The sequence below is a fragment of the Streptomyces flavofungini genome, from assembly GCF_014650815.1.
GTDB classification, from domain to species: Bacteria; Actinomycetota; Actinomycetes; order Streptomycetales; family Streptomycetaceae; genus Streptomyces; species Streptomyces flavofungini.
In genome coordinates this window covers 31,952-58,535 of record NZ_BMVR01000023.1, presented here as the reverse complement: position 1 = coordinate 58,535, position 26,584 = coordinate 31,952, and the positions used below count along the sequence as shown (strand labels likewise).

Here is a 26,584-nt window from a genome sequence, read left to right as displayed (position 1 = left end):
AGAGCCGCCGCGGGCCACACTACAGCCAGTCATCTGGCCTCGGGATCCTGCTTCAGAAGACTAGGTCGAGGACGGCCCAGACTTGGCGGCCATCGTCGGTTACCTCGGTGCCGCAGCTCACGGCCCCCAGCTCGTGCAGCCGGGGCAGGACGGTGCCGCCGCGTTCGGCGGGTCGTGGCCGGTGGCTGAGGGCCATGATCAGGGCTTGCCGATTCTGCTCAGCGAGGTGGAGGCTCACGTTGCGACCGCCATCCTGCACCACGGTGGCGACGAGAAAGCGCACCACTTCGTCCAAGGTCTTGGGGCCACGCAGGCCCCACTGGGTGAGCCGTTCAGTCACCACGGCGACGGCCTTCTTACCCGCCCAGGGTTGGCATTCCAAAGACCAGGCTGCGCCTTGCCGGTTCGCCATCACCCTCCGACCCCGGAAGGCTTGCAGTCGCACCGGTACGTCCGCGGCTCCCTGTGTTTGTGGCGGCGGCGGAGACGGCGGCTTCTTAGGCGGCGGGGGCGTCTTGGGTGGGTAGTCGGGGCGCGGCTTGATGGCCTCAGGGTCCGTGCGCGGTGTCTCCACATCGGCCTCCCCGCCGCTGACAACTAATCAACCACTGATTGTAGAGCGCCAGTTCACTCCTCGTCCTTGAGGACTGGAAGGTCGTTGACGACGTCAGAAATCAGGCGCCTTTTCTTGCCCGGCCTACGAGCAGCGCATCCGCACGGCCCTGACCGGCGGACGGAAGTAGCTCACAGGATGCGCCAAGGCAGCGCACTGTCTTCGGACCGCAGCCCTTCAACGCGGCGCTCCACTTCGGAGAAGCTGTCCGGAGCATGACAGACCTTGCGAGCGTTGGTGGTGATCATGCGCAGCTCCCGGATGTCCCGCAAGGTCGTGTAACCCGGCCACGTCGTGACGTCGAACCCGTAGGCTGCGGCGAATTCTTGGTAGTGGGATTCGCTGTACCCAAAGCGGCGGCAGTGCACCTCGATGGTGACGAGGTCCCACTCCGGATGGCCTTGGGCCACGGTGTCCCAGTCGCAGAGCACTGCTTCTCCCCCATGGCGGAGGGCATTCCGGTGCTGCGGGTCCCCCTGAAGGACACCTTCGGGCAAAGCGAACCGCACCCGCCCTAGTTCTCCTTCGAGCTGGTCGGCGCGGCTGCGAAGAAATTTCAGCGTCGAGATGGGCAACGCCGTGATAGCCGATAGGGAGGCACGAATCGCACGGAGGTTGTCGTGGTGCGGAAGGTCGACGGGAGGGGCAGGCAGGGTGTGCAGGGTGAGGAGAGGCTTTGCAATCTGCGATGCGGCTACAGGAAGTCCGTCGGGCTGCGGAAGGTAGGTCCAGAAAGTGACAGCGTGACCGTCCACGAGAATGGGCTGGTCCGGTACCGGGTGCAGGGGCGCCGTAGGAAAGCCGCATTCCATGAGCCACTGCACAAACTCGACAGTCCGCCTGACGTTGCTAGTTGGTGTACCGCGGCGAGCGACTTTCACGACGACTGATTCATCGTGCAGCAGGACAACGGCGTTGGTGTGTCCACGAAGGAGATGGGCGTTTGAGCTGCCGAGGCCTGCGGCCTCGCATGCGCGTGTCAGGACGTGATGGAGTTCGGCCTCGTCGAAACCACCGGGGGCTGCCGGCGTTGGAGCTGTCATAGGGCTCAGGCTGGCCGACAAGTTGCGGTCCTGTCACCTCGGTCCCGTAGGCAAGGCAAGGATCTCCGTGAGCTCCCTCGCGGCCCGCCCACTCTTTATCCCTGGTGGAAGGACGTCCAACACATCTCGTGCGCGCTCCTCCAGAATGTGCGTCCGGTGCCCGGCTGGAACCTTCAAGAAGGCAGCTCCGGCAAGCTGGCATGCTTCGGATGGGCTGCGGTCGAGTGCCAAGCAGATCGCCGCCTCAAGCTGGAGGAGGGCCGGGTCGATGCCCGTACGCGCCGGATAGAGGGCCAGTGCCTGTTCCTGCACCTTCCTGGCCTGGCTGCTGCGCCCCATCGCCGTGTACACGCCGCTCATGTACAGGAGCATCCGTCGTTCAGGGAAAGCGAAGGCGTCGTCCTGATCCCCAGGCTCACACTGCTCATACAGCCGCTGAGCAACGATGATGGTGGATTCTGCCTCGGCGGTATTGCCCTGTCGGGCGAGTGCTCGTGCCTCCGCCGCAGCGGCAAAGGAAGCCGTTGAAGTCGGTCGGCCGCGCGAGAGTAACCGGGCCTCGCGGCCGAGGGTGACGGCCCCTTCCAGGGGCCCGTAGTAGTACGGCAGCATGGCGCGCTGCGCCCTCACCCGGGCGCGTAACATCACGTTGCCGCTGTCATCTGCTGCGCTTTGTGCCGTGTCGTACCAGGCGCGGGACGAGGCGAGGTTGCCCAGCTTCATCAGCGAGTCTGCGACCAGCGTCGCCAGCACCGCCGTCATCTCTGACAGCCGACCTTGCACAGCGGCGGGCTGCCGGTCGATGGCCAGGCTCTTGACCTCGTCAAGTTCGTTAAGGAGCGCGTGCAGCATCTGCGAGGGCGGGGTGTAGAGGTACTGCCGTCGCGCGTCCAAGATACGCCCATCGAGCAGGTCCATCTGGGTCGTACTAACGCTGGACAGCGCGAGCATGCGGTCCACTGAGCGCCGGGCGGCATCAACCCGGTCGGTGAGTGGATCGGCGGTGACTAAGCCGACACATGGGGCCGCGGGCCCCCGCAGTTCGCCGGTCTCTGGGAGCGCCAAGGATCCATGTGGGCTCGCCAACCCGAGGTCATGCACCGTGCAGTGGTAGAGGCGGCACAGCAAGTTGACGGCGCCCAGCCGTGGTTGATGCCTCCCCACCTCCCAGAGCCGTAGCTGCTCAACGTCTGTGCGGGGCGCGGCGATACCGAGATCTTCCGCGAGAGCACACAGATGAAGGACGGCTTCCGCCAGCCTCCATCCGCGTGCGAGCCGTTGAGCGCGGAGCAGGCTGACCTGGCAGCACCGATGGATGTCCGCGACGACCTGCTCTACGCCGTGCCCCGCCTCGGTCCCGCTCTCCCGGATACGCCGGGCACAGGACGGGCCGTGTGGTGCCGAACTCTGTTCCATATCCCGCTCGTCCTCCCAACCCAACCGCACAACAGAGCGTAGTAAGCAGGCCAACACACTGCGCCAAGAACCGTGATTCTTCACGGCTTTGCAGGTGAACCGTGAAACCAGACTTCCGGTTCCCGTGAACCGCGAACTTTTACGGTTGTTGGCGACACCCCTCGCGAGGACCCTCTGATCTTGCAGCGCGGACATGCCGGTCCCGTCACCACGAACCCGGCTGATGTCGCGATCACTTCTGGTGTTCCGTCCGAAGCCGCCGAGCTCCTGCGCCACAACACTGGCGCAGGCCAACAAGGCCTCGGAGCGGGCCTGATGGACACGCGAGAGAAGGTGTGGAGATGCTGGCGGCTGGACATGGCGCGGAGGCCAAGTACGCGACGGCGCCCGGCGCCCTCACCCCACCGCGGTACCTTGCCGGCGCTGAGTTCACCCGCAGGCGCACGCCCGTATCTCTGGGTGCAATGCCGGCGGAGGGCGACCTGCGGTGGGTGGGAGAGGTCCGGCGTGAGGGCGTCTCTACGTTGCTCGCCTGGGGTGTGAGGTCGGCGGCCGAGCTCGATGTGGCACATGTGGTGCTGTCCGAACTACTCACCAACGCCCTCCTTCACGGCACCGGTCGCAGCATCGACGTTCGCCTCGCCCTCTTCACTGGCAGCGTGCGGTTCGCCGTACGCAGCGGCCACCTTCACGGCGTCCGTATCCACGAGCCGGACCCGCTCGCGCTCGACGAGAACGGCCGTGGCCTGCCTCTCGTGGACGCGTTTACGACGGGCTTGCAAGTGGCTGACGACTGGCTCTCGTGCTCCCTTGCGATCTCGTCGGCGAAGGAGAACGCGTGATGCAGCAGGACACGCTGGCGAACACCCCGGTGCCCTCTGAAGCCGAGGCACCTGCCTACGTACATCCCGATGACGTCCGGGCAATGCTCGGACGGGTCTTGGAAGCGCTGAGGGACGACCATGCCCTCGACGCGGTCTATGGCGACCTCGATGTGGTGCTCGGCCCGTTTCCGCCGGTACCAAGCGAGGTTGTCGAGTTCACGTCTCGGCTGCGCAGAGTCCTGCCTCAGCTCGTGACCATCGTGAGGAAGCGGGCTGACGGGCAGCCGACGGCCTCCGCAAGTGCCTTGGCCGGGCGCGCTGAGCTCGTCATGGGCGAGGGCGTGCCTGGTGATCCCTCGTCGGCGCGCGGGCACCTTCGACGCCTCGGTCTCGCCGTCCAGGACCTCCTTGAGCTCGTGGACACCGATGGCCCCTGACAAACACCTCCCAGACCGAGAGACCGCTCGGGGCGTCGGCCTTGCAACCGCCCCTCCCTCGCACGTCACGACTACCTGGAGGATCACGATGTCCCAGCCCACTGACAGGGACCGGCCCGCGAAACCCCGAGCGGAGCCCAGGCAGGCTGACGCCCCTCCGGGACACGGTGGCAGTAGCTCGCGCGGAAACGGAGTCGCGGGCATCCATCTGGACGGGCTCCCGGTCGCTGGGGTTCTCTCCGAGGTGTTCCTCGCGATGGGCGGAGGCGCGACGTCATGATCGTGGGCTTAGCCGTCGTGGCAGCGATCGGGCTTCTCGTGACGTTCGGCCCGAAGTGCCGAGGGCGACACTCGGCTGAGGCTCCCGGCCAGCAGTCCGTCGGACCCGCCGCGGGCGGCGACGCTGCTGCATCGGGTGAGGCCAAGGGCAAGCAGGAGGACGGGCCTCGGATCGTGCTGGTGGTGGGCATCGTCTGCGTGCTCGCCGGTGTCGCCTGTCTCTCCGCCTTGCCGTTGAGAAGACTCTTCTGAAGCCGGTCGTCCCTGCCTGCGGCCCTAGCCGCACCTGGGACGGCCCTCGATGGGCCCTCCCGCTTCCGTTCCGCGTTCTCCCCCGAGTTGGCGCGGCAGCGGAAGGTCGACTCGCGAGGGCGCGGCGCTGCTGCATGGGGACGACGCGCTCACAAGGCGCGCGCAGCAGGCGCCCCGGTCGCCGCTCAGCACCGGCGGGGCGAGCGGCGACCGCCACCCGCAACTCCCAATCAATCAGCGTGGAGGAACCACATGTACGGGTGTCCGCACAAGCAGCCCTGTCCGGTGGCCGAGGCCTCTGACCGGGAGGCCGCGGCCGTGGTGGCACACCACCCGGAACAGGGTTGGAGCCTGCTGTGCAACGGCGTCCTGCTCTTCGACGACACCGGCGAGCTGCTGCCGAACGGTGACCTCGTTGCCCCGCATCGCCCTGTCACCGCCGAATACACCGCCGTCTGAACCCGGCACGAATCCCGCCTGCCCGTCTGGGGCGGCCAGCTCCGCTGAGAGGAACCACGTGAAGCAGTACCTGCAGGTCGCCACCTACAACTTGCTCAACGGCGGCCGCGACCACGAGGCCGGGCGCTTCCGCTGGGACCGGTGGCAGCAGCAGATGACTCTGATGAGGCATGCCGATGTCGACGTGTGGTGCGTGCAGGAGGGCAAGTACTACGACGAGGGCGGCGAGGAACGCGTCCTCGCGAGCGCCGCGGCGCTGGGTGCGGAGGTCCGTCTCGCGCCGTCGGCGCATCACGGCTGTCATCTGCTCACGTTCGTGCGCGGCCCCAAGGTCCGCATGGCCCGCTTCTTCAAGGACGTCGGCGGTGGCACGTTCCACCATGCCGTGTCGCGCGCCGATGTGATCGTGAAGAACGTGCCGGGCGCGCTTCGGGTGCTCAACACCCACCTGGCTCCGTTCGACCCCGAGGCCCGGGCCGCGGAAGTGAAGTGGCTAACGGAGTACGGGACGCGGCACGACACCCTGCTGGTCGGGGACCTCAACTGCGAGGCGCCTGGCGATCCCGAGCCGGACTCGTGGGACTGGCTTCCTGCCTCGCACTACTCCCGACACCGCATCCTCAACCCGGACGGCAGCTACGGAGGCCTGGACAAACGCGCCATGCACGCGCTGCTGGCCGCCGGTTTCGTCGACCCCCAGGTCCAGTTGAAGCTGCCGTTCGCCCGCAGCTGCGGCTACGCGGACAGGCAGCAGCTCCGCGATCACCGCTCGGACTACATCCTGCCCTCGCGCCATCTGCGCTGGCCCCTGAAGGCCTGCCACGTGCTGGATGACTCCCGCTTTCGCGAACTCTCCGATCACCTGCCGGTCATCGCCACGTTCGAATACGAGGGAGGCTTGGTGTGAACACCCTCGACAGCCATCCGGGCAACGAGATCCGCCTCCTTTCCTGGAACGTCAGCACGGACAGTCACATCGTGGAGGCCTGCGCATGGATCGCGCAGCAGCATCCGGATGCGGTGCTGTGGCAAGGGCTGCACCCCGACGACCTGCTGAGGGTGCAAAAGCTGCTGCACATGCACGGCTACCCCGCTATCCCGCTGCCTGGCTCCCCCCACAGCAACGCGATCTTCGTGCACGATGACGGCCTTTTCGCGGTCGAGGACGAGTACGAGCATGGCTGGGCACCATGGCACGCCCCGGCCAACATCGCGGTGCGGCTGCGTGGTGCGGGCGGCGAGTTGAGCGAACGGGTGCTGTCGCTGGTCTCCAAGCACGACTGCTCCTGGTCCGCCACCGTGCGCTCCATCGAGGCCGACTGGTACACCACCTTCGCCGCGCCCGGATACCTCCTCATTGGCATGGGCGACTGGAACGGCATGCCCACCGAAGCCCGGCTGATCGACTGGCGCAACGTCAAAGACAAGGCGTTCATGGTCAACCGGACCTACATCGCCGAGGACGGCACCCGCCGGACCGACGACCGCGCCGACCGCATCCTCACCGCGGCGGGCTTCATTGACGCCGCCCGCCATGTCGCCCATGAGCTCGGCCAGCACTCCGCGCAGCGCGCGACGGCCGGCTACGGACAGGCCGGGACGAGACAGGCGGGCCCGCAGCGCATCGACCGCACCGTGCTCAGCGTGGAACTCGGCGCCTCGATCAAGGCATACACCGTGGGCGACCCGGACCCCGACACCGACCAACACCTGGAAACCCTCTCCGGCCACCGGCCTCAGCAGCTCGTGCTCTACCTCGACCGCCTGCAGAACACGATGCAGCTCCCTCCGCCGCACGCGGCCCCCTGAGCGCCGCTCGGCGCCCCGGTGGACGGCCCGGGACGTCGAGCGCCACCAAGCGGCCCCGACCCCGACCAGCCAGAGCTCCGAAAAGGAGACAACCGTCATGACCCCCTACCGCGTACCCCTCGCTGCGCGGCTCGTCGACGCCCTCGCCAATCAAGCGCCCCACCTGCCGGACGCCGAAGCCAACGGCGAACTGCTCCACCCCGACGTCAACCGGGCCTACCAGGCCCTGCGCGCGAACGCCGTCGGCGCCGAGGACCTGCTGGCCCACTGCAAGACCACGCTCGACGGCGTCTACCTGGACGGCTTCGTGATCATTGAAGCCGCGCCGCTGCTGGACCTGGGCCCCGAGCACGGCCCGAGGGCGGCCATAGCTCTGCTGACATGGATCGCCACCCCGCTCAACATCGTCGACGCCTTACCGCTGTGGCAGCCCCTCGGCACCGATCCGGCCAGCGAGCCGGCGCACGTCACCAGCACCGGGTACCACCCTTTCCAGATCGACATCGTCAAACGCCACACGACCACCGGACTACGTCGCCCAGTGATGCCTGCGCCCGGACCCGAGCGGCGGCGGCCACAGCCTGGTCTCCCATCTCCGCCGGGCCGCGCTGCGCCTGGGCGACGAGGAACGCCGTCTTCTGGCCGAGCGTGCCTTCATGTACGGGGACTTCGACAACCTGACGGGCGTCGGCGATGAGTACATGCCCTTCCCTATCCTGGACGGCCGTGAGCACCGGGACGGATTCGTCCGCTTCGACGCGAGGGCTCCCTGGCATGGACTCACGCGACGCGCACACGAGCGCGGCACGGGCCCTGGAGCGCGAGGTTATTGCCGGGCAGCGGAGGTTCCTCCTGGCGCGCGGCGACCTCATCGTCATCAACCAGCGCATGTGCGCTCACGGCCGCGAACGGCTCGGCCCGGACCAGGCGACCATACGCGAAGACGAGCGCCGCATGCTGCGCCAGATGTTCCTGCGCGCCCGCCGGGGCAGCGCGCACACTTCGCTCGGCCTGGCACGCAGATGAGTGCCGCCGCCCCGGCCCTGCCACGGCCCCGGCTCCCCGCCCGCCCCTGGGACCCCAGGCCGTTGCCCGGCGCCGTGATGTACGGCACGGTGCCGAGCGGCGCCCCTTCCTCGCCGCGACCGTCAACACCGCGTGCGGCATCTGCAACAAGCCTGCACAGGACGAAAGTTGATCACGCCGAGTGCCGTGCAGCCGGTGCGATGGGCCGGGCACGTCCCCCTACGACTCCGCAGAAGGTGGCTGCCATGGATGTCATCGCTCTGTTCGGCCCCCCGGGTTCCGGGAAGAGCACCGTCTCGGCGCACCTGTGCTCCAGCGGGCCCGGCCTCCACGTTTTCCGTTTGCGCGAGATGGCCCGCGCCCAGGCCGTCACCGACCACCAGCTCGCCCAGGAACTCACGCAGACCCGTGACCCCCTGGGCTGGTTACCGGACGCGACGGCGACCTTGCTGGTGCGCCGGGCCCTGAAGACCCTGTGCGCTGCGGCAGTACTGCTGGAGGGATACCCCGGCAACGAAGTCCAGGCCCGCGCCCTGGCGCACGACAGTGCCCGGGAGCGATGGCGGCTGACGGCGATCGAGCTGAACGCCTCCTCGGACGTCTGCGCGGGGCGCGTCCAACAGCGGCGGGTCTGCCCTGTCTGTGACCCCCACCGGCGGCGTCCGGCGAGATCCACCCCACTAGGCCGGTGCCAGGAGTGCGGGGAACCGCTGGAGCAGCGCCGGAGCGACCACGGAACCTCCGCCTCACTTCGCCAGATCCGCTACCGGGCCAACGCCACCGGCCTGCGTGCCGCCCTGCGGTCGGCCGGGGCCGCGTGGCACACCGTCGACGCCGAGCAGGACACGGCCAGCGTCGTAGCGGCCGCCCTGGCCGCCCTCTCCCGCCACACCACCCAACGAAGAGGGAGCCCCACGTTGACCCCTACACCTCTGCCCACACCAACCTTCCGCAAGGACGAATACGGGCACGCACGGATGCCGGTCCCCGCCGACGCCACGGCGCCCCAGAAGATCGACCGTGTCGAGTACGGGCGCTTCCGCAACGTGTACCTGTACATCACCGAGGCTTGCCAGCTCCGCTGCTCGGGCTGTTACATGGGCGACCGCCTGGAGCGGGCGCTGAAGATGCCCTACGAGCAGATCGGCCACACGCTCTCCGCGTGGCGGCAGATGGGCGGCTCCAAGCTGACCATCCTGGGCGGAGAGCCTACGCTGCACCCCCGCTACGAGGACGTCATCCGCCTTGCGGGCCGCATCGGCTACGAGCACGTCATCACCACCAGCAACGGCCTGGCCCCCGCGCGGCGCAAGTTCCGCCGCCTGGAGCCCTCCGACTTCGCGTACGTGCAGATCAGTGTGGACGGCGGCTCGGCCACCACCCACGATGCCGTGCGCGGCGCGGGGAAGTTCAACGAGACCCTGGTGACGCTGCGCGAGCTGTGCGAGCGCGGCTTCGACACCCGCATCATCTGCACGGTCTCCAAGCGCAACGAGGCCGACTGCCTGCGCCTGCTCGACATCGCCGACCAGCTCGGCGTGAGCCTGGTGAAGTACCACGTCATGTCGATAATCGGGCGCGGCCACGGTAGCCCCGAGGACGGCATGGAGCCTCGCGAGTGGTTGGACTTCACCGACCGGCTCCGCGACTCCGCCACGGGCTACACGACGCGCTGCTGGTATCAGCCGACGTTCGCCCGCCGCTCGGAGATGCCCCGCTTCGAGGCCGAGGGCTACCGGGGCTGCATCGGCCGCACCCTGGACCGCATCAGCCTCTTCCCCGACGGCCGCGCGTATGTGTGCAGCTTCCTGTTCGACACCGACCTGCACTTCGCGACCACGACCCCCGACGGCCGCATCGAGCTGAGCAAGGGCGACAACGAGTTCGACCTGTTCACCGGAGCCCTGACCAAGCCGGGCTGCGGCGGCTGCAAAGCCCCCGCCTCATGCATGGGCGGCTGCCCCGCCGAGTTGGTCGTCGACGGCCGCTCCTCGTGCGAGACCTACCCGGACATCGTGCCCGTGTGCCGCCTGTGGAAGTCCATTCCCGCCAACTAACCCGTACCACCGCGTCGTTGTACCCAACGACCCACCACCCCACCGAAGGGCAGAACCGTGTCCGGCAACCGCCACAAGACCTGTACCGACCTGCATCTCCTCCTGCGCGATGACGGCCAACTCTGGCTCGGCGAGCGTCAAAACACCGGCTACATGGACGGCCACTTCCACCTGCCCTCCGGGCACCTGGACGAGGGCGAGTCGGCCACCGCCGGCCTTATCCGCGAGGCGGCCGAGGAACTCGGCATTACCCTCCGGCCCGAGGACTTGGCCCTCGTGCACGTCATGCACCACCACACCGACGAAGGCCGCGTGGCACTCTTGTTCGAGGCCATCCACTGGCAGGGCACCGTGGAGAACCGCGAGCCCGACAAGTGCGCCGGATGGCAGAAGTTCGCCCCCGACGCCCTGCCCGAGAACATGATCCCCTACGCCGCCGAGGCCCTGGCCCACATCGCCAAGGGCGTCCTGTACTCCGAACGCGGCTGGGCGCAGACGCGGTGACCGGCATACCCCACCGCGGGTGGGACCTGGCGTGCGTGAGCTATCTCGCGTACGCCAGGGTCCTCCACGTCGACCGCTACCCTCAGGCTGACACCGGCGCCGTCGTGCGCCACAGCGAGATGTCGCTGGCCGCCGACGGACCGATCACCGCATCCGTGGCCGCCGGCCGGGGGGCCACCACCATCCTGCTGTCCAACCCAGTGAGCGACGACGGACCCGGCAGGGACGTACTCAAGGCGCTCCGCGTCGCGGGCGTCCACCAGGTCCCCATGCACCCCGCAGCCGAGACCGCTCACCTCACTGTGATCGCCGACCGGCGCGGCACCCGCACCTGGTACGCCGAACCCGGCCCCGCACTGCACGAACTGGACGGACTCGACCTCACCCCCATCAGCAACGCCCGTCTCGCCTACATCGACGGCTACAGCATCCTGGCCCCCACAGCCGCCCGCGCCATCCAGACGGCCGCCGCTCACGACGTACCGGTCCTGCTCAACCTCGGCAACGACCAACCGGACCCCGCGATCATCGCGGCCGCGCGCACGGCCACCGTCTACGCCGTCCAGACCGGACTGCCCCAGAGCCAGACCGACCACGTCGACACCCTCGCGGACAGCCTGATGTCCATGTTCCGACCAGACGCCGCCATCATCACCCTCGGCGACAAAGGCGCAAGAGCCCGCTCCGCACACGGCACCCACCTCGTCCGCGCCGAGACAGTGCCGACCCGCAGCACCCACGGCGCCGGAGCCGCGTTCTCCGCCGGGCTCGCCCTCGCCTACCTCGACGGCCTCGGCCTTCCCGACGCACTCCGCCTGGCCTGCCACACCGGCACCGAGCACTGCACCCTGCCATGCGACTTCAGCCCGGAAGTCACACCCCAGAAGGGACTCGTCCAATGATCACCGAACTGACCGAACCACTGAACGGCCTCGACTGGAACGACACCGACACCGTGAACGCCACGTCCAGCAAACTGCTGGACGCCCTCGCCACCGACCGCGCGCTCCTGCACCACCTGGTCGAGCAGGTGCCGGGCAACGAGCGGCTGTGCGAACTCTCCGAGCACTACGACATCCTCGACAAGCTCGTGCTGCACGACGACCCGTCCGGCTGGCGGCTGCGGCTGCACATCTTCCTCCCCGGCTACTTCGACCGCCCCCACAACCACCGCTGGTCCTACTCCTCGCGCATCCTGCGCGGCAGCTACCAGCACACGCTGTACGGGCTGGACAACAACCTCGACGAGAGCATCGACGTCAGCGCGCTCCAGCCGTACATGGTCCGAACCGAGAAGGCCGGAGACAGCTACACGCTGCACCACGGCATGATCCACGCCGCCGTCGCTGAACCCCACACTGTCACCCTCATCGTCCGCGGCCCCGCGATGAAGCAGCGTTTCCTCGTCGCCGACCGCACCACCGGCGAATCCTGGTGGCAGCACGGCGCCGCCACGGAATCCAAGCAAGAGGTCGGAGTCAAGCGCATGACGACCGAGCAGATCGAGCAGACCCGGCGCACCCTCGCCGAGCTGACCGTCATCTGACGCGACGCTGGTCCAGGGTGGCAACTCCCACTAAGCGCCCCCCAGCACCGCCGGCGCAGTCAAGCTGAAGTCGGCTGACCGGCGGGAGGAACTGCAGCATGCTTTCTCCTCCTGGCCCGCGCTGTTCGCCGTCGACGTCGGGGCCGGAAAGTGGGCGCGCTGGTCGGCTGCCGCACCACGTCAGGTGAACAGCCACGCGGTGACCGCCCAGCGGGCATCGCACAGTACCCACGTGCAGCAGGCCGAGAGCGCCACGACCGCGAAGAGGAAGCGTCCCCGATCTGGTCAGCCCGGGTGGCTGATGCTTTGACGACGGGAGCGGCTCCAGCGGAACCTCCGGCAGCCACCCTGGCTCACCAAGTGCCCGGGATCCTGATGTGGGTGATCATGCAGCGGTGAACACCCTGCAACGGAGCTGCGAAGCGCGTACGGGCTCCATCAGCGTGTCGTCGACCGCGTATGGAGACCGGCGAGGATCACGATCAGGCTCCGCACGCAGGAGCCGAACTACCCGGCGCCTACTGACTGGACAGCCCCGTCACGACGGGAGGCGAATGCTGCCAGTGCTCGGCTCTCGCCGTCTCGGACAGGGAGTGCCTGCGGGCGCGAGGCGTGGCCAGGTAGACACACGGATTGATACTCACTCTGGCCGTTGCGTGCATTGCGGCGGATGCTGCAGCCACGTAAACAAGGCGAGCTGTACAACGCAGAGCGGTCGCGATTGACGTCGCACCCTGCCCGCAAGCAGGAGGCCACCGTTGACAGACGCTGCTCTGCCCCAAGTACGCCCGGCTTCCTGCAGGTGCATGAGCGGCATACTCGGAGATCGGCCCTCCCTGACGCAGCAGGGAGGGCCGACGCGCGCCACGAGTTGCCGACTCTCAGCAGTGAATGCACCGACCGTGTCACTCAGGCTTAAGAACGTGCCGCGACCACGCGTGTAGAGCCAGGCCTACGACGACCTGAGGCCCTGCGGTCTGGTGGCCAGCAAGTCGGTGGTCGGATCCGGTCATGGTCGATGCGGTGGTAGCTGCTACCACTGCCCGGATCGCGGGTTCGTGACCAATCCGTCGCCGTGGTCGGGGTCCACTGGTCGACGGACCGGTCGGGGCCAGTGAATTGGCTGTACCAATCCACTGACTCGCCCAGGGAGATCACCCATGCCCCCCTCCGCATCACCTGGCGCGCCTCGGCGGTCTGCGCGGCTCGCGTAGACCGGCTCACCCAGCCCGACCCCGCCACGGGCTGAGGACGTCCACTGCCGGCCAGCCTCCAGCACCGCTTGGCGAGCGCCCGCACCCGTTTGGGTCACACCAGCGATCACGCTGTCCTCTGGCCTGCCACGGCAAATACCCCGAAGCGCGGGCCTACCGTGGAGAACCTCCCAAAGCACAGCTCTAGAGGGCCTGAAGCCAGCTCAGCAGCGAGCCCTCATGTCAGATCACGCACCGTGGCCAGATGCTCATCTGCGTTTCACGGCGACGTCAGACGCGGTCGCAAGTACAGGCGTGATCGTTCGCCATTGCAGCCCCAGCCTTCCTTCAAGCACGACCTATTGGGCACAGAGTGCGACAACTTGTCGACAACAGTGACTCGTTGCGACCAGATGCGGACCAATTATTGGACGGCACGCGCGTGAAAGGTGTGGGCTACGGGCGTCATGCGTCGTAGCCTGACCGTCACATAAACGCATCATCGCAGCTCGAACCAGCCGTACGATCCCCCGCGGCACATTTCTCCAGGTCCGGGAGACGACGGCACAGCATCACGCCGCCCTCGGAGGCCCAGTGACACGAGCACCTAGCCAGCAGGCATATACCGGAATTCGCACGAGGAAATCAAGCAGCGCGTCTGCCGTCGCCCTCGCTCTCTGCGCCGCAGCTGTGCTCACTGCCTGCAGCGATAACGACACCGGCAACGCTGGCAAGACCTCTCCCTCCCCCATCAAGTCCCCCACGGCGCCCGAGACCAGCAAGAGCGCCGACCCGCTCGCCAAGGACAAAAGGGCCGTCCTGAAGGTCTACGAGCGGATGTGGGAGGAGCAGGCCAAGGCGTACGAGAAGACCGACATCAAGGGCACGAAGCTGAAGCAGTACGCCACCAAGGAGGCGCTGGGCCGCGCGATGGGCGACCTCCTGGCCATGAAGCAGGCAGGCACGGCCACCAAGGGCGCGCCCTCCCACAACACCAAGGTGGTCTCGCTCGCCCCCGCGCCGAAGATCCCCAAGGCACGGCTGCGGGACTGCCTGGACATCAGCAAGTGGCAGACGGTCAAGAAGAAGACGGGTGAGCCCCAGCCGTATCCGTCCAATCAGCCTCTGCGCTACGTCACCACGATCGATGCGGAGAAGTGGGGGAAGCGGTGGATGATCACCAGAATCAATTCTCACGGCGACCAAACCTGCTGAGGCGCGGCTTACCCGGCCTGCTGGCCGGGGCGCTCGTGGCGGTCGCGTTACCGGCCCTCGCCGAGGCGGGCGTCGGGGTGCCGGTCAAGGGCGGCGGGATCTGCAAGGGCAAGACGTCCTATGTCACCGTCTGTGCGAAGGAGCCGAGCCGGGGCGGCGGGGGCAGCACCTCCGGCGGCAAGCCCGCCGGGCAGGGCAAGGGAGCGGGCAAGGGCAAAGGCAAGGCCGGGCCGGCGGTCTGCGCCGTGGAGCGGCTGGATCCGCAGCCGCCGGCGAGCGATCCGCTGTGGAAGGGCCACAAGCCGGGCGACGGCGCCATCTACGCGCGGGTCTGCCTGGACGACGTGCTGGGCATCGCGGCTGGCGGTGTCGCGGGCGGAGCACCGCAGATGTTCTGGGCTGCGCAAGCCCCGGAAGTGAACGTCGACCCCGAGCAGCTGGCGCGTCAGGCCGTGGACAGCATGCTGCTGACCGGGCCGGACATCGCGAGCCCGCGGACCGCGGGGAAGTACACGGTCGGAGTGCCGATGTGGATGTGGGTGACCCCCTCCCCCACCACGTTCGGGCCGAACACCGCCTCGGCGTCGCTGGCCGGGCTGACGGTGTCGGCGACGGCGAAGGTCTCCTCCATCCGCTGGTCGATGGGCGACGGCAGGACCGTGACCTGCGATGGCGCGGGCACCGCGTACAAGGCGTCGTACGGCATGGCCAAGTCGCCGACCTGTGGGCACTTCTACCGCTCCTCGTCCAAGGACCGCGCCGGTGGCCGGTTCAAGGGCACCGCGGTCGCGACGTGGGCGGTGCAGTGGCACGTCACCGGCGGCGGCGAGACGGGCGAATTCACGGAGACCCGCGAGAGCGACCTCGCGGTGTCCGTGGGCGAGATGAGAGTCCTCGACTAGACAGGCGGGATGGCGAGCACGTGTTGAAAAGCATGGCCAAGAACAGGCCCACGGTTCCCGCGCCGCCCGGCGGGGACGTGATGCGCCCGGACATCGACATCGTCGACCCCGAGCAGCCGCGCCGTTGGCGCCGCTCCTTCATGGTCCTCGGCGCGGTCATGGTGCTGGCGGGCGCGATCGGTTTCGCCGGGCTGATGAACGCCTCCAGCGACCGCTCCGACGTGCTGGCGCTGGCCCGGGACGTGCCGTCGGGCAAGAAGCTCACGGCCGCGGATCTGCGGGTGGTCTCCCTGCCCGATGACCCGGGCCTGAAGCCGGTGTCGGCGTCGAAGAAGGACACGGTCCTGGGGCGCCGGGCCGCGGCCGCCCTGGCGCAGGGCTCACTGCTGACCGACAAGCAGCTGACCGGGCGCGGCGGGCTACGGCCCGGCGAGGCGCTGGTCGCCGTGGAGGTCAAGCGGTCCATGGCACCGGTGGACGCACTGCGGCCCGGCGACGCCGTGCAGTTGGTGACGCGCCCCCAGGACGGCGAGGTCACCGGCAAAGAGACCGAACTGGTCGAGGTGGCGGGCCGGGTCGTCAAGGTCGGGGCCCCGGCCACCAGCGGCGACGTCGTCGTCCAGACCGCGGTCGAGGACACCGACAGCGCGGCGGTGGCGGCCGACGCGAGCGCGGGCCGGGTGGCGATCGTCCTGAAGAGCAGGGGCTGATCATGTCCGTGATGCTGCTCACCGGCGGGCACGGCTGCGGGGTCACGGTGTCCTCGCTCGCCCTGGCGCTGTCCGCCCCGCGACCGACGCTGCTGGTGGAAGCCGCCGCCCGGCAGGCCTCGATCCGCACCGGCTACCGCCAGGGAGCATGGGGCGGCGAAGTCGGCCTGTTCCACCTCGCGCAGGCCCAGCTGCAAAACCAGCTCGCCGAGGCCTTCGAGGCACACCTGCGGCGCCTCGATGAGGACGGCAACCGGCTGCTCCTGCCAGGGCTGACCGATCCCGCGCAGGCCGGAGCGCTCGCGGCCACGTGGGAGCCGCTGTCCCTGCTGCTGCGGGCAATGGACCAGCAGGCGGGCTTCGACGTGGTGGTTGATGCCGGTCAAGTCGTCGTCGAGGGCGGCGGCCTGCACCGCACCCTGTATCCGGCGCCGCTGGCCCAGCGGGCCGATCTGGTGCTGCTGGTGCTGCGCAACACCCTGACGTCGGTGGCCCAGACACTGCCGGTGGCGCGGCTGCTGCAGGGCGAGTTGGAGCAGCACGGTACCGGCGCGGACGCACTGCGGCTGCTGGTCGTGCAGGAACTGTCCGCGTCCTCGGGCGGACTGCGCTCGGATGAGATCGCGCGTCGCTTCCGGACCCCGGTGGTGGATCTGCTGCCGTGGGATCCGGCCGCCGGGACCCTGCTCACGCACGGCGCGCACCGGCCGCCCCGGCTGGCGAAGATGGCCTTGGTCAAGCAGGCCCGCAAGACGGTCCAGGCCATCGGCGTGGAGGTCAACACCCGGCGGCGGGCCCTGGACATGCCCGCGGCTCCTGGCATCTCCCCGGCCGAGGCCGGGGTGCTGCAGCGCCTGGCGGCAAGCCGTCTACCCGCTCCGGTGCCCGTGCAGGATCCGCGGCAGGTGATGGCGCGTGGCTGACCAGCACGGGGAGAACCGGGGTTCGCGGCTGCAGGACGTGCTGCGGGCGTCGCTGTCCCAACAGCTGCCCGCGCCGGGCGGTCCGGGCGGCGGCTTCGGAGCGGGCCGTGGGCCGGTGGCGTTGGCCTCGCCGTCGGCGGTGGAGATCACCGACCGGTCGGGGGCACTGCCGGCGACACCGCAGGACATCGCGCTGCTGCGCGACGAGGTCAGCGATGACATTGTCGCCGCCGACGACCAGGACCCGCTGCCCAACGAGAGCGCCCGCCGGGAACGGGCCCGCTCGCTGGTCGCGCAACGCGTCTCACGGTGGGCGGTCGAGCGGGCGCGACATCACGCGGCCCTGACCCAGACGCAGGTCGACACCCTCTCGCAGGCGGTGTACGACGCGCTGTTCCACGCGGGGCCGCTGCAGAGGTACTTGAACGACCCGCTGGTGGAGAACGTCGTGGTGCTGGGTGACGACGTGCAGGTCGACTACGTCAACAAAGCCACCGTGCGGGTCCCGCGGGTTGCCGAGAGCGACGAGGAGCTCATCGCTCTGATCAACCGGCTGGCGTCGAACTCCGGCCACCGCGAGCGGCGGCTGTCGCCGACGACGCCGATGGTGTCCTTCCGGCTTCCCGACGGATCGCGTGCCGAGGCCACCATCCTGAGCCCGCAGCCGTTCCTGGGCGTGCGCCGCCACGGGGTGGTGGACTCCAGTCTCGAGCAGCTGCAGGAGTGGGGCACGCTGTCACCTTCGCTGTCGGCGTTCCTGCACGCGCTGGTCCTGGCCCGTAAGAACGTGCTGTTCGGCGGGGACATGGGCACCGGCAAGACGTCGCTGCTGCGCGCGCTGGCCAAGAAGATCCCGGCGGAGGAGCGGGTGGTGGTCCTGGAGTCGGACCGCGAGCTGTATCTGACTCGGTTCAAGGACGGCGCGCAGTTCATCGAACTGGAGGCCCGCGAGTCCAACGGCGAGCTCGTCGACGGCCGGCCCGCCGGGCAGGTGACGGTGGAGGACATGTTCCCGCACGCGCTGCGGATGCTGTCTACGCGGGTGCTGGTCGGGGAGGTCCGTGACCGCGAGGCCATCGCGATGCTCCAGGCCATGAGTGCCGGCGGTGCCGGCTCCATGTGCACGCTGCACGCCGCCTACCCCAATCTCGTCCTGCCCCGTCTGGTCACCTTGTGCCGGGGCATGCACCGCGACGACGTCCACGAACTCGTGGGCACCGCCATCAACGTCATCGTCTATCTCAAGCAGATCAACCAGACCCGGCAGGGCGGGCGGCGGCACCGTTTCGTGCACCAGGTCCTGGAGGTCCAGCCGGGCGAGGGCGGCCGCCCCGCCATTCAGGAGATCTTCGGCCCGGCGGGGTCCGATCCCCGGGCGGTGCCGAAGCTGGTGCCGTCGTTCATCGGCGAGTTGGAGGAGCACGCGGGCTTCGACCGGCGCTGGCTGACCGTGCCGCAGCACGGGGCCTGGCCTGCCCCGATGGACCTGATCGGGAAGGCGGCGGGCGCGGCATGAGCAGTGATCAGTGGAATCTGCTGGCCGCGCTGTGCGGCGCGCTCATCGTCGGCGGGCTGCTGGTGGCGGCACAGGGCTTCGCACTCGCACCGGTCGCGGCCGGGCGACGGCCGTCGCGGTGGGTGGTGCGCTGGCAGCGGGCGCAGGCCTCGCTGCCGGAGGCGTGGGCGGCCCGCTACCGTCTCATCGCCTGGGCAGCCGGTGCGGCCACTGTCGGCGGGTGGCTGTACTGGCAGCGTCCGGTGCACGGGCTGCTGGCGGGGGTTGCGGTGCTGGGCATCCCCTGGATCTGGAACCCCGCGGGCACCAGCGAGCGGCAGATCGTGCGTCTTGAGGCGATGGCGGAGTGGATGCAGCAGCTCGCCGGGGTGCACGAAGCCGGCGGCACCCTGGACAGCTCGATCACCACGTCCGCGCCCCGGGCGCCGACGGTGATCCGGCCGCAGGTACGGCTCCTGGCGGCGCGGCTGCGGGTGGGGGCCACCCCCTCGGTCGCCTACCGGCAGTTCGCCGATGAATTCGCCGACGGCGCGGTCGACAACGCGGTGATGCTCTTCCTCACCCACGCCCAGGAGCACGGGCCCGGCCTGAGCCGGGCCCTGCAGTCCATGGCCTCGCTCACCGAGCAGGAAGCGATCCAGCTGCGCACGGTGGACGCCAAGCGCAGCCAGGTCCGCACCGGCACCCGCTGGATCTCGGTCATCACCCTGCTGATCGCCGCGTACATCTTCGCCAACCCCTCCTGGGGCGAGATCTACCGCACCGCGACCGGCCAGGGCGTCATGTTCGTGCTCGCCACGGTGTTCGCCGCGGCGCTGGCGTGGATGCGCAAGCTCGCCCAGTCCCACCCCGCGCCCCGACTGCTGGACCCGCTGCCCGCACCCGCAGCGGACCCACGGCGCGCCGCGCAGGCGCCGGGCGGCGAGGCGACGCGGGCCGCCCGGCGGAAGGGAGCGATGCTGTGATCTCACCCGGAGTACTCGTGTGCGGGGCGCTGTTCGGCGGCGGCCTGTTCCTGGTCGTGCGGGAATTCCTGCCCTCCCGCCCGGACATGAACGCGGTCCTAGACCGGCTGGAGAACGTGAGTCCGGCGCCCGCGCGCGCCCGCCCCACCGGCGCCCGCCACTCCGGGCCCAAGGACGGGTCGCTGTGGGAACGGGCCGGGGAGCAGATCCTGGCCGCGCACGGCCACCGGCTGAGCGTGCCGCGCGCGGATCTGGAGCTGCTGGGCAGGTCGGCCGCGCAGCACGTGGGCACCAAGGTCGTGGGCTCCGTGCTGGCACTGGTGATGGTGCAGCTCGCCGGGCTGCTGATGACCCTGGCGGGGCTCGGGATGTCGTTCGCGCTGCCGCTGCTGGGCTCCCTCGCCTTCGCCGCCTACATCTGGATCGACGCCGACGCCGGGGTGCGGCGCCAGGCCAGGACGGCCCGCCTGGAAGTGCGGTACGCCATCGCCTCGTTCCTGGAGCGCGCGCAGCTGGAGCGGGGCGCGAACGTGGGGCCGGAGGCGGCGGTGCAGCGCACCGCCGAGGTCGGCGACCACTGGATCCTCACCCGGATCACGGCCGCGCTCAAACGCGCCGAGCTCGCCGGGATCCCGCAGTGGGAGGCCCTCAAACAGCTCGGGGACCAGCTCGACATCCCCGAACTGGCCGCACCGGCCGAGTCGTTCTCGCTGGCCGGTGAGGGCGCCTCGATCCAGAAGACCCTGGCCACCCAGGCGCTGCTGCTGCGTCAGCGCCTCCTCACCGACCGGGAGGCGGAGGCGAACTCGGCCTCCGAGCGCCTGGTCGTGCCGGGCACGGTGCTGTTCACCGTCGTCCTGGCCATGTTCGCCTATCCCGCGTTCAGCGCGCTCACCTCGATCTGACCCATTCACTCTGCTCACCCGTCGTACGGCGGTTCACCAAGGGGGAAGAGATCATGACGTTCAACAGGTTCGACCGGGCGTACATCCGGGTGCGTACCTCCGCGCTGGTGCACTGGGAGCGGATGACGGGCCCGCGCCGGGACATGGGCATGGAAACCCTGGAGAAACTCATCCTGGGCGCGGTGGTGCTGGGGGTCGCGGTCACGTTCGGCACCGTCTTCAAGTCCACCTCGGGCACGCTGATGGACCGCTTCAAGTCCGCCGTCGGACTGTGAGACCGCACCTGCGCCGCTGGTGGCGTACACGCAGACACGCCGTCCGGGGGCCGCGCCGGGACGCGGGGATCTCCACCCTGGAGTTCCTCCTCATCGCGCCCGCCCTGCTGATCATCTCGTGCATCGTGCTGCAGCTGGGGGTGTTCTTCCTGGCCAGTACCGCCGCCCACACCGCGGCCCGCAAGGGTGCCCAGGCCGGAGCCGCCTACCTGGCCGGGCCCGGCCAGGGGGCGACGCGCGCCCGGGACTGGCTCGGCCAGGTCGGAGTCGTCCGCAACGCCCAGGTAAGTACGGCCGGTTCCAGCGGCGAGCGGGTGCGGGTGACGGTGACCGGGAGCGTGATGAGTTTCCTGCCGTGGGACCTGCGCGTCGAGCGCAGCGCGGAGGACACCGTGGAGCAGAACCAGTGACGCCGCCGACGGCGAGGGCCCGCTCCCCGCGGTCTGCAGCCGCGCGGCTGCGGCGCCGCGCGGCGTGCTCGGGGCGGGAGTTCACGGACCAGGGCTCCTACACGTTGGAGGCTCTGCTGTGTCTGGTGGTGCTGGTGCCGTTCCTGGGCATCCTGGCCGCGTACGGGCTGGCCGGTCTGGGCGACAGCACCGCGGCGAACGCCGCGACGGCGGCCGCGCGGGCCGCGAGTGAATCCGCCGATCCCGATACCGCGGCCAGCCGCGCCCGACAGGCGGCCCTCGCCTCGCTGTGGCAGGCGCAGCGCACCTGCCACAGCGCGGATATCCAGGTCGACACCAGCCGCTTTCCCCGCGCGCCCGGTCAGGGGGGCAGCGTCTCGGTGCGCGTGGACTGCACAATCCCGCTCGCGCAGTTGGCGGTCCCCGGCCTGCCCGGTTCCAAGACCCTCAGCGCGACCCGGCACAGCCCCGTGGACCGCTACGTCGAAAAAGGTGGTGGCCGCTGATGGAACCCTGCAGCTCCCCGCTCGGCCGCATCCGCGGGCGGCCGCCGCGCCGGGGTGCACGCGGCGGCGATGAGGGGTCGGTGACGCTGTACTTCATCGGCTTCGCGGTCGTCATGCTGTTGCTGCTGGCCGTGCTCGTGGACGGCGGGCGGCTGATGATGGCCGACGCCGACGCCGACGACATCGCGGCCGAAGCGGCCCGCGCCGCGGGCCAGGAGGTCAACGGCCCGGACGCGATCACCGGGGAGGGCACCCGCGCCGACCCGCAGAAGGCCGTCGCGGCCGCCCAGGCCTTCCTCGCTGACGCGGGCGCGAAGGGCTCGGTGTGGGTCGCCGGGGACGGCCAGAGCATCACCATCACCGTCCACGACACCTACAACCCCTTGCTGCTGGGCGGGTTCGGCTACTCCCGCATGCAGGTGGCAGCCCAGGCCGACGTCACCCTCGTACGCACCGATCCCGGAGCCTGAGACCATGCCCCACTCCTTCCCCAGCCGCCGACCGGCCCTGGCCCTGCGGGTGCTGCGTGCCGGGGCGAGTCTCGCCGCCCTGCTCGTGCTGCTGGCCGGGGTGCCGTGGATCCTGTCCAGCGCGGGCACCCTGCCCACCTCCATGCCCAGCGGCTCCGCCATCGCCGACACGCTGACCTCACGCGACGACGGCGGGCGCGTGCTGTTCACCGTGCTCACGGTGCTGGCCTGGGCGGGGTGGGCGTGGTTCGTGCTGGGGCTGGCCGCGGAGATCCCGCGGCGCCTGCGTCCCCGCCGCCACGCGCGGCGCCGTCGTCCGCTGGGCGCGCCGCAGCGCCTGGCCGGGTTCCTGCTGGGCGGACTGCTGTTGCTGCCGGCCGGTACCGCGGTGGCCGCCCCGGCACCGGCCGTGGCCGCGACCGCTCCGCTGCAGCCCGCCGCCACCGGCGCTCCCGCCGCGCCCGATGCCGTGGCCGAGACCTCTGTGGCCGCGGCCGCACCCGAGCCCGCGGCGGAGTCCGGGCCGGTGCATGTGGTGGGTGAGACCGGCGAGACGGTGTGGGATCTGGCCGTGGACTACCTCGGCTCGGGGCCGCGGGCCGAGGAGATCCGCGCCCTCAACCCCGGCCTGCCGCAGACCGCGCTGCTGCCTCCCGGCCTTGAAGTGCGCCTGCCGTCCGATGCCCGCCCCGCGCCGCTCCCGGAGCCCGCTCCCTTGAAGCTCCCGTCGCAGCCGGACGGCGCCGAAGTCCAGCTCGCCGCCGCCGAGCACCCGCTCACCGACGCGGACGAACCAGCCGCGCGCGGCAAGGACAAGGACCGCACGCATACCGTCAGCGCGGGTGAATCGCTGTCCCTCATCGCGCAGCAGGAGACCGGTGACGCCGGGGACTGGCCACGCCTGTTCGAGGCGAGCAGGCACCGGCCGCAGCCCGAGGGCACTCCCCCGCTGAAGGACCCCGACGTGATCTTCCCCGGGCAGAAGGTCACCATTCCGGCCGCCGACGCCGCACCGCCCGTCCCGCCCCGGGAACACGACCGGCACGAGCCGTCGGAAACGCCCGGCAAGGAGCGGGACAAGGACGACGCGACGGCGCCCGCCGACAAGCCGGACCCGGCCCCCTCGCACCAGGACAAGCAGCCCGGTCCCTCGGCCAGCCCCGAGCAGAAACCGACCTCACCGGCGCCCACGGCCCCGGCCCCCTCCGCCACCGCAAGGCCCGCCGAGAACTCCCAGTCCCCGGCGTTCGCCGTCACGCGCGTGGCGGGGGTACTCGTCTCACTGGCCGCCGCGGTCACGCTGGCCCTGACCATCCGCCGCATCCTGCAGCGCCGCCGCGCCCGGCCCGGACAACTCATCGCCATGCTCACACAGCCCTCCCCCGCCGAAGCCCAACTCGCCCAAGCCGCCCAGGCCCCCGAAGCCGACGGGGTGCAGCGCCTGGACCTCGCCCTGCGCACACTCGCCCACCACGCCGCCCACCAGGACCGCGAGGTACCCGCGGTACGCGGCGCACGGATCACCCGGACATGCGTCGATGTCCTGCCCGTCGACCTCACCGCCGCGCCCCCGGCGCCGTTCACCAACGGGGAGGGAAGCTGGTGGACGCTCGGCCACGACGCCGAACTGCCCGCCGAGGCAGCCCAGACCCACGCCCCCTACCCGGGACTGGCCACCATCGGCGCCGACGCCTCCGGCAGCCTTCTCCTGCTCAACTTGCCCTACAGCGGGGTCATCCTCCTCAACGGAGACCGCGAGGCGCGCGAGGAGATCCTCACCTCGCTCGCCCTGGAACTGGGGATGAGCCCCTGGGCCGGCGACGTCGAAGTGGTGGTGAGCGGCTTCGGTGACGGGCTCAACCAACTGCTGCCCACCGCGCGGATCGCGCACATGCCCAGCGCCGATCACGCTGCCCAGGACTTCGCCGAGCGGCTGCTGGAAGCCCACCAGGAACAGGACGCGGGCCTCAAGCGTGCCCCCTACCTGATCCTGTGCGCTGCCGACCTCGACGCCGACAGCGCCTGGACCATCGCGGAGGCCCTCAGCCGCACCGGCGACCTGATGCAGGTCGCGGTCATCGCACCCGCTCCGCGCCACGCGCTGCTCTTCGACGAGGGCGAGCTCCTCGACGCCGCCGACCGGCAGCCGCAGCGCCTCCAAGCCCTGGCCGCCGACGTCAGGCTGCAACGCCTGACCCGCCAGGCATATGAGGAGATCACCGCGGCGCTGGCCGTGTCCGGCCAGGATCCGGACCCCGCCGAGGGCGCCTGGCGGCACGTACCCTCCGAAGCGCAGACCGCGCACGCCGCACGCGAAGCCAGCTCCGTGCATCCGGCGCCCGCCGCTCACCGTGCGACCGGGTACGGCAGTTCGCCCCCGGCCGCACCGGGCGAGGCCGAAGGGCCCGACCGGGCCCTCGACTTGGACGAGGCCGCCATCCCCGTCACCTTCGGGCCCGGTACGACCGACGATGCGGCCGCGGGCGGACTGGAGGTGTTCCCCGCGCTGTTGGCCGCCTCGACCGGGCCCTCCGCCATCCCCCGGATCGCCACCGCGGCGCCGCATCCGCCCGGCGCGACGTCCGTCCATGAGGACAACGAGGGCGACACCGCGCCCGGCACGCCGCACACACCGACCGCGCCCTCGGCACCACCACGCCGAGAGCAGCCAGCAACCGCCGCTCCGGCTCCGACGGGCACCCCCCACGTCCCGGCCCCCGCACCTGGTGCGCAGAAGCCCGAGGCGAATCCTGGACCGCCCTCCCCGCACATCCGGGTGCTCGGCCCGGTCACACTCACCGGCGCGGCCGCGTCCAAGCACGGCACCCGCGAGGCGCAGCTCGCGGCCCTGCTGCATCTGCGGCCCGGTCGTGACGCGGACGCCCTGTGCACAGATATGGACCCTTCCCATCCCTGGTCACCCGACACCCTCAACGCCCGGCTCGGGGGCCTGCGCCGTAGCCTGGGCAACGACGCCGACGGCAACCCCTACGTCCCCCGGCGCGCCGTCAAGGCCGACCCGTTCCTGCTCTCGGAGGCGATCTGCTGCGACTGGCACACCTTCCAGCAGACCGTCGAGACAGCCCTCCCCCGCGGCACTGCCGGCCTCGGCGACCTCGAGCGCGCCCTCAACCAGGTACGCGGCCGCCCGTTCGGCGCCCAGCCGCTGCCCTGGAGCGAGCCGCTGCAGCAGGAGATGGCCATGCGCATCATCGGCGTCGCGCACACCGTCGCCACCTACCGCCTTCAGCCCGGCACGCACCACAACCTCACCCTCGCCCGGCGCGCCATCACCACGGGACTGGAAGCGGACGAGTTCTCCGAACTGCTGTTCCGTGACTGGTTCCGCATCGAGGCAGCGGCCGGCAACCGCCGCGGACTCAATGCCGCCATCGCCCGACTGGAACAGATCAACCGGTCCCTGGACCTTCCCCTGGAGATCGAGACCGAGACCCTGATCCGGGACCTGTTCGACTCCAGCGCCAGCTGAGGCGCTCGTAGGATCCGTGTCTCGATGCGCGATGTCGGCTGAGGGCTGCGCACTCGATGCGCAAATCCGGGACTGAGTGCGCAATGGATCACGCGACCTGCGGTGACACGCAAGCCGATCCTGCTCTGATCCACGGTGGGACGGAGGGAGTGCACGCTCCCGACCGACCGGACGAGTGCGCATCGAGCCCGCATTCCGGCGTTTCCATAGGAACCAGTGCGCACGAAGTCGCGGACCCTGCAGCGCTGCAGGGTCCGCGAGTCGATGCGCTTCCCTGCCAAGTCAGCGTGTAAAAACCTCAGGGGGCTATGAAGGCCCTGGGGCAGCGGCGGTGTCGTGCTGCAGGAGCCTCCGTTGGAGCCCGCGGTACGACCCTGCCAGATGTCAGGTCCTGCTGGTGGGCGGTTGCCTGTTGGGGAGCGGAATGACGTTCGGCTCCGGTAGTGCGAGCATTCTGCGGAGTTCCTGGTTCTCTAATTCGAGTTGTTTGACGGCGCGGGCGAGGCTGGGAACGTCGGTGCGGGGCTGGTCGAGTTCTGTGTTCTTGTTCGCGATGGTTCCTTTGAGCTTGACGATGGTTTTGCGGAGGCGGATCTCGACGTCGGGCGTGGCCCCACGTTCTTTGACGCGCTCGTAGAACTCGTTTTTCAGATCCAGATAGCGCTGGGTAAGCGCGTTGCGGGCTCACTCGCAAACTTCTACACTCGGCGGTTGGTTACCGTCCTCTGCGTGAATTCCACGCTGAGTGTCGGAAGTTGCGCATCACGGCATGGAACCATCACCAGATTCCTTTCCAAAACCGCGAGGACCCTCAGTCCCGCATTTCACCCTGTCCCACG

Annotated in this window: 27 protein-coding genes; 24 read left to right on the top strand and 3 right to left on the bottom strand. The window is 69.8% G+C overall.

The annotated features are described in order from the left end of the window. Positions 1–52 precede the first annotated feature (52 nt). The 3 genes from IE274_RS37055 to IE274_RS40615 all read right to left on the bottom strand — a co-directional run bounded on the left by IE274_RS37055 (position 53) and on the right by IE274_RS40615 (position 3,072). Positions 53–412: a hypothetical protein gene (locus IE274_RS37055; protein WP_229910061.1), complete on the bottom strand. Its 360-nt coding sequence runs from the start codon at positions 410–412 to the stop codon at positions 53–55. A gap of 332 nt (positions 413–744) precedes the next feature. Next, on the bottom strand, positions 745–1,656 hold the full coding sequence (locus IE274_RS37050) for a phosphotransferase (RefSeq protein WP_190120339.1): 912 nt from the start codon (positions 1,654–1,656) through the stop codon (positions 745–747). 33 nt (positions 1,657–1,689) lie between these two features. Continuing rightward, positions 1,690–3,072: an NsdA family TPR-like regulatory protein gene (locus tag IE274_RS40615; protein ID WP_506417312.1), complete on the bottom strand. Its 1,383-nt coding sequence runs from the start codon at positions 3,070–3,072 to the stop codon at positions 1,690–1,692. Positions 3,073–3,407: 335 nt separating this feature from the next. Here IE274_RS40615 and IE274_RS37040 point away from each other — a divergent pair, with 335 nt between their 5' ends. The 24 genes from IE274_RS37040 (at position 3,408) to IE274_RS36925 (ending at position 25,745) form a co-directional block, all read left to right on the top strand. Then, positions 3,408–3,914 carry an ATP-binding protein gene (locus IE274_RS37040; RefSeq protein WP_190120338.1) on the top strand — a complete coding sequence of 169 codons (507 nt, stop codon included), beginning with the start codon at positions 3,408–3,410 and terminating at the stop codon, positions 3,912–3,914. Further along, the gene (locus IE274_RS37035; protein ID WP_229910069.1) at positions 3,914–4,333 is read left to right on the top strand and encodes a DUF6415 family natural product biosynthesis protein; all 420 of its coding nucleotides are present in this window, start codon (positions 3,914–3,916) and stop codon (positions 4,331–4,333) included. Before IE274_RS37040 ends, IE274_RS37035 begins: the two co-directional genes overlap by 1 nt. 276 nt (positions 4,334–4,609) lie before the next feature. Next, positions 4,610–4,864 (top strand): hypothetical protein, encoded by a 255-nt coding sequence (locus IE274_RS37030; protein WP_190120336.1) that lies wholly within the window; start codon positions 4,610–4,612, stop codon positions 4,862–4,864. Between the two features lie 252 nt (positions 4,865–5,116). Continuing rightward, complete coding sequence (locus tag IE274_RS37025; RefSeq protein ID WP_190120335.1) at positions 5,117–5,323, top strand: DUF5999 family protein; 207 nt, start codon at positions 5,117–5,119, stop codon at positions 5,321–5,323. 58 nt (positions 5,324–5,381) lie between these two features. Next, the gene (locus IE274_RS37020; protein WP_190120334.1) at positions 5,382–6,230 is read left to right on the top strand and encodes an endonuclease/exonuclease/phosphatase family protein; all 849 of its coding nucleotides are present in this window, start codon (positions 5,382–5,384) and stop codon (positions 6,228–6,230) included. Next, positions 6,227–7,132, top strand: a complete 906-nt coding sequence (locus tag IE274_RS37015; RefSeq protein WP_190120333.1) for a hypothetical protein — start codon at positions 6,227–6,229, stop codon at positions 7,130–7,132. The genes IE274_RS37020 and IE274_RS37015 overlap by 4 nt, the downstream gene beginning before the upstream one ends. 97 nt (positions 7,133–7,229) lie before the next feature. Next, positions 7,230–7,829 carry a hypothetical protein gene (locus IE274_RS37010; RefSeq protein ID WP_190120332.1) on the top strand — a complete coding sequence of 200 codons (600 nt, stop codon included), beginning with the start codon at positions 7,230–7,232 and terminating at the stop codon, positions 7,827–7,829. A gap of 77 nt (positions 7,830–7,906) precedes the next feature. Further along, the gene (locus IE274_RS37005) at positions 7,907–8,158 is read left to right on the top strand and encodes a hypothetical protein (RefSeq protein ID WP_190120331.1); all 252 of its coding nucleotides are present in this window, start codon (positions 7,907–7,909) and stop codon (positions 8,156–8,158) included. Between the two features lie 245 nt (positions 8,159–8,403). Then, on the top strand, positions 8,404–10,215 hold the full coding sequence (locus tag IE274_RS37000) for a radical SAM protein (RefSeq protein ID WP_190120330.1): 1,812 nt from the start codon (positions 8,404–8,406) through the stop codon (positions 10,213–10,215). Positions 10,216–10,272: 57 nt separating this feature from the next. Next, on the top strand, positions 10,273–10,719 hold the full coding sequence (locus tag IE274_RS36995; RefSeq protein ID WP_190120329.1) for an NUDIX hydrolase: 447 nt from the start codon (positions 10,273–10,275) through the stop codon (positions 10,717–10,719). Between the two features lie 35 nt (positions 10,720–10,754). Beyond that, the gene (locus tag IE274_RS36990; RefSeq protein ID WP_190120328.1) at positions 10,755–11,621 is read left to right on the top strand and encodes a carbohydrate kinase family protein; all 867 of its coding nucleotides are present in this window, start codon (positions 10,755–10,757) and stop codon (positions 11,619–11,621) included. Beyond that, positions 11,618–12,265 carry a hypothetical protein gene (locus IE274_RS36985; RefSeq protein ID WP_190120327.1) on the top strand — a complete coding sequence of 216 codons (648 nt, stop codon included), beginning with the start codon at positions 11,618–11,620 and terminating at the stop codon, positions 12,263–12,265. Before IE274_RS36990 ends, IE274_RS36985 begins: the two co-directional genes overlap by 4 nt. 1,883 nt (positions 12,266–14,148) lie before the next feature. After that, positions 14,149–14,673 carry a hypothetical protein gene (locus IE274_RS36980; RefSeq protein WP_229910059.1) on the top strand — a complete coding sequence of 175 codons (525 nt, stop codon included), beginning with the start codon at positions 14,149–14,151 and terminating at the stop codon, positions 14,671–14,673. Positions 14,674–14,708: 35 nt separating this feature from the next. After that, positions 14,709–15,575: an ATP/GTP-binding protein gene (locus tag IE274_RS36975; protein ID WP_229910058.1), complete on the top strand. Its 867-nt coding sequence runs from the start codon at positions 14,709–14,711 to the stop codon at positions 15,573–15,575. A 32-nt stretch (positions 15,576–15,607) separates the two neighbouring features. Further along, a complete protein-coding gene (locus IE274_RS36970; RefSeq protein WP_190120326.1) occupies positions 15,608–16,285 on the top strand; it encodes an SAF domain-containing protein in 678 nt (225 codons plus the stop codon). Between the two features lie 2 nt (positions 16,286–16,287). Continuing rightward, positions 16,288–17,208, top strand: coding sequence for a hypothetical protein (locus tag IE274_RS36965; protein ID WP_190120325.1), 921 nt, complete (start codon positions 16,288–16,290; stop codon positions 17,206–17,208). Next, a complete protein-coding gene (locus IE274_RS36960; RefSeq protein WP_190120324.1) occupies positions 17,201–18,724 on the top strand; it encodes a TadA family conjugal transfer-associated ATPase in 1,524 nt (507 codons plus the stop codon). The genes IE274_RS36965 and IE274_RS36960 overlap by 8 nt, the downstream gene beginning before the upstream one ends. Continuing rightward, positions 18,721–19,689: a type II secretion system F family protein gene (locus IE274_RS36955; protein WP_190120323.1), complete on the top strand. Its 969-nt coding sequence runs from the start codon at positions 18,721–18,723 to the stop codon at positions 19,687–19,689. Before IE274_RS36960 ends, IE274_RS36955 begins: the two co-directional genes overlap by 4 nt. Beyond that, positions 19,686–20,594: a type II secretion system F family protein gene (locus IE274_RS36950; RefSeq protein ID WP_190120322.1), complete on the top strand. Its 909-nt coding sequence runs from the start codon at positions 19,686–19,688 to the stop codon at positions 20,592–20,594. Before IE274_RS36955 ends, IE274_RS36950 begins: the two co-directional genes overlap by 4 nt. Before the next feature lie 53 nt (positions 20,595–20,647). Beyond that, positions 20,648–20,869, top strand: a complete 222-nt coding sequence (locus IE274_RS36945; protein ID WP_190120321.1) for a hypothetical protein — start codon at positions 20,648–20,650, stop codon at positions 20,867–20,869. After that, positions 20,866–21,279, top strand: a complete 414-nt coding sequence (locus tag IE274_RS36940; protein WP_190120320.1) for a TadE/TadG family type IV pilus assembly protein — start codon at positions 20,866–20,868, stop codon at positions 21,277–21,279. Before IE274_RS36945 ends, IE274_RS36940 begins: the two co-directional genes overlap by 4 nt. After that, on the top strand, positions 21,276–21,785 hold the full coding sequence (locus IE274_RS36935) for a hypothetical protein (protein ID WP_229910057.1): 510 nt from the start codon (positions 21,276–21,278) through the stop codon (positions 21,783–21,785). The genes IE274_RS36940 and IE274_RS36935 overlap by 4 nt, the downstream gene beginning before the upstream one ends. After that, positions 21,785–22,255 carry a pilus assembly protein TadG-related protein gene (locus IE274_RS36930; protein ID WP_190120319.1) on the top strand — a complete coding sequence of 157 codons (471 nt, stop codon included), beginning with the start codon at positions 21,785–21,787 and terminating at the stop codon, positions 22,253–22,255. The genes IE274_RS36935 and IE274_RS36930 overlap by 1 nt, the downstream gene beginning before the upstream one ends. Before the next feature lie 4 nt (positions 22,256–22,259). Continuing rightward, entirely contained in the window at positions 22,260–25,745 is a 3,486-nt protein-coding gene (locus IE274_RS36925; RefSeq protein WP_190120318.1) for a LysM peptidoglycan-binding domain-containing protein, read from the top strand. Positions 25,746–26,584: the final 839 nt, after the last annotated feature.

Coding starts and splice junctions, on each gene's coding strand:
- IE274_RS37055 (WP_229910061.1), bottom strand. CDS start 412: ATGGCGAACCGGCAAGGCGCAGCCTGGTCTTTGGAATGCCAACCCTGG.
- IE274_RS37050 (WP_190120339.1), bottom strand. CDS start 1,656: ATGACAGCTCCAACGCCGGCAGCCCCCGGTGGTTTCGACGAGGCCGAA.
- IE274_RS40615 (WP_506417312.1), bottom strand. CDS start 3,072: ATGGAACAGAGTTCGGCACCACACGGCCCGTCCTGTGCCCGGCGTATC.
- IE274_RS37035 (WP_229910069.1), top strand. CDS start 3,914: ATGCAGCAGGACACGCTGGCGAACACCCCGGTGCCCTCTGAAGCCGAG.
- IE274_RS37030 (WP_190120336.1), top strand. CDS start 4,610: ATGATCGTGGGCTTAGCCGTCGTGGCAGCGATCGGGCTTCTCGTGACG.
- IE274_RS37025 (WP_190120335.1), top strand. CDS start 5,117: ATGTACGGGTGTCCGCACAAGCAGCCCTGTCCGGTGGCCGAGGCCTCT.
- IE274_RS37010 (WP_190120332.1), top strand. CDS start 7,230: ATGACCCCCTACCGCGTACCCCTCGCTGCGCGGCTCGTCGACGCCCTC.
- IE274_RS37005 (WP_190120331.1), top strand. CDS start 7,907: ATGGACTCACGCGACGCGCACACGAGCGCGGCACGGGCCCTGGAGCGC.
- IE274_RS37000 (WP_190120330.1), top strand. CDS start 8,404: ATGGATGTCATCGCTCTGTTCGGCCCCCCGGGTTCCGGGAAGAGCACC.
- IE274_RS36985 (WP_190120327.1), top strand. CDS start 11,618: ATGATCACCGAACTGACCGAACCACTGAACGGCCTCGACTGGAACGAC.
- IE274_RS36970 (WP_190120326.1), top strand. CDS start 15,608: ATGGCCAAGAACAGGCCCACGGTTCCCGCGCCGCCCGGCGGGGACGTG.
- IE274_RS36965 (WP_190120325.1), top strand. CDS start 16,288: ATGTCCGTGATGCTGCTCACCGGCGGGCACGGCTGCGGGGTCACGGTG.
- IE274_RS36955 (WP_190120323.1), top strand. CDS start 18,721: ATGAGCAGTGATCAGTGGAATCTGCTGGCCGCGCTGTGCGGCGCGCTC.
- IE274_RS36945 (WP_190120321.1), top strand. CDS start 20,648: ATGACGTTCAACAGGTTCGACCGGGCGTACATCCGGGTGCGTACCTCC.
- IE274_RS36930 (WP_190120319.1), top strand. CDS start 21,785: ATGGAACCCTGCAGCTCCCCGCTCGGCCGCATCCGCGGGCGGCCGCCG.
- IE274_RS36925 (WP_190120318.1), top strand. CDS start 22,260: ATGCCCCACTCCTTCCCCAGCCGCCGACCGGCCCTGGCCCTGCGGGTG.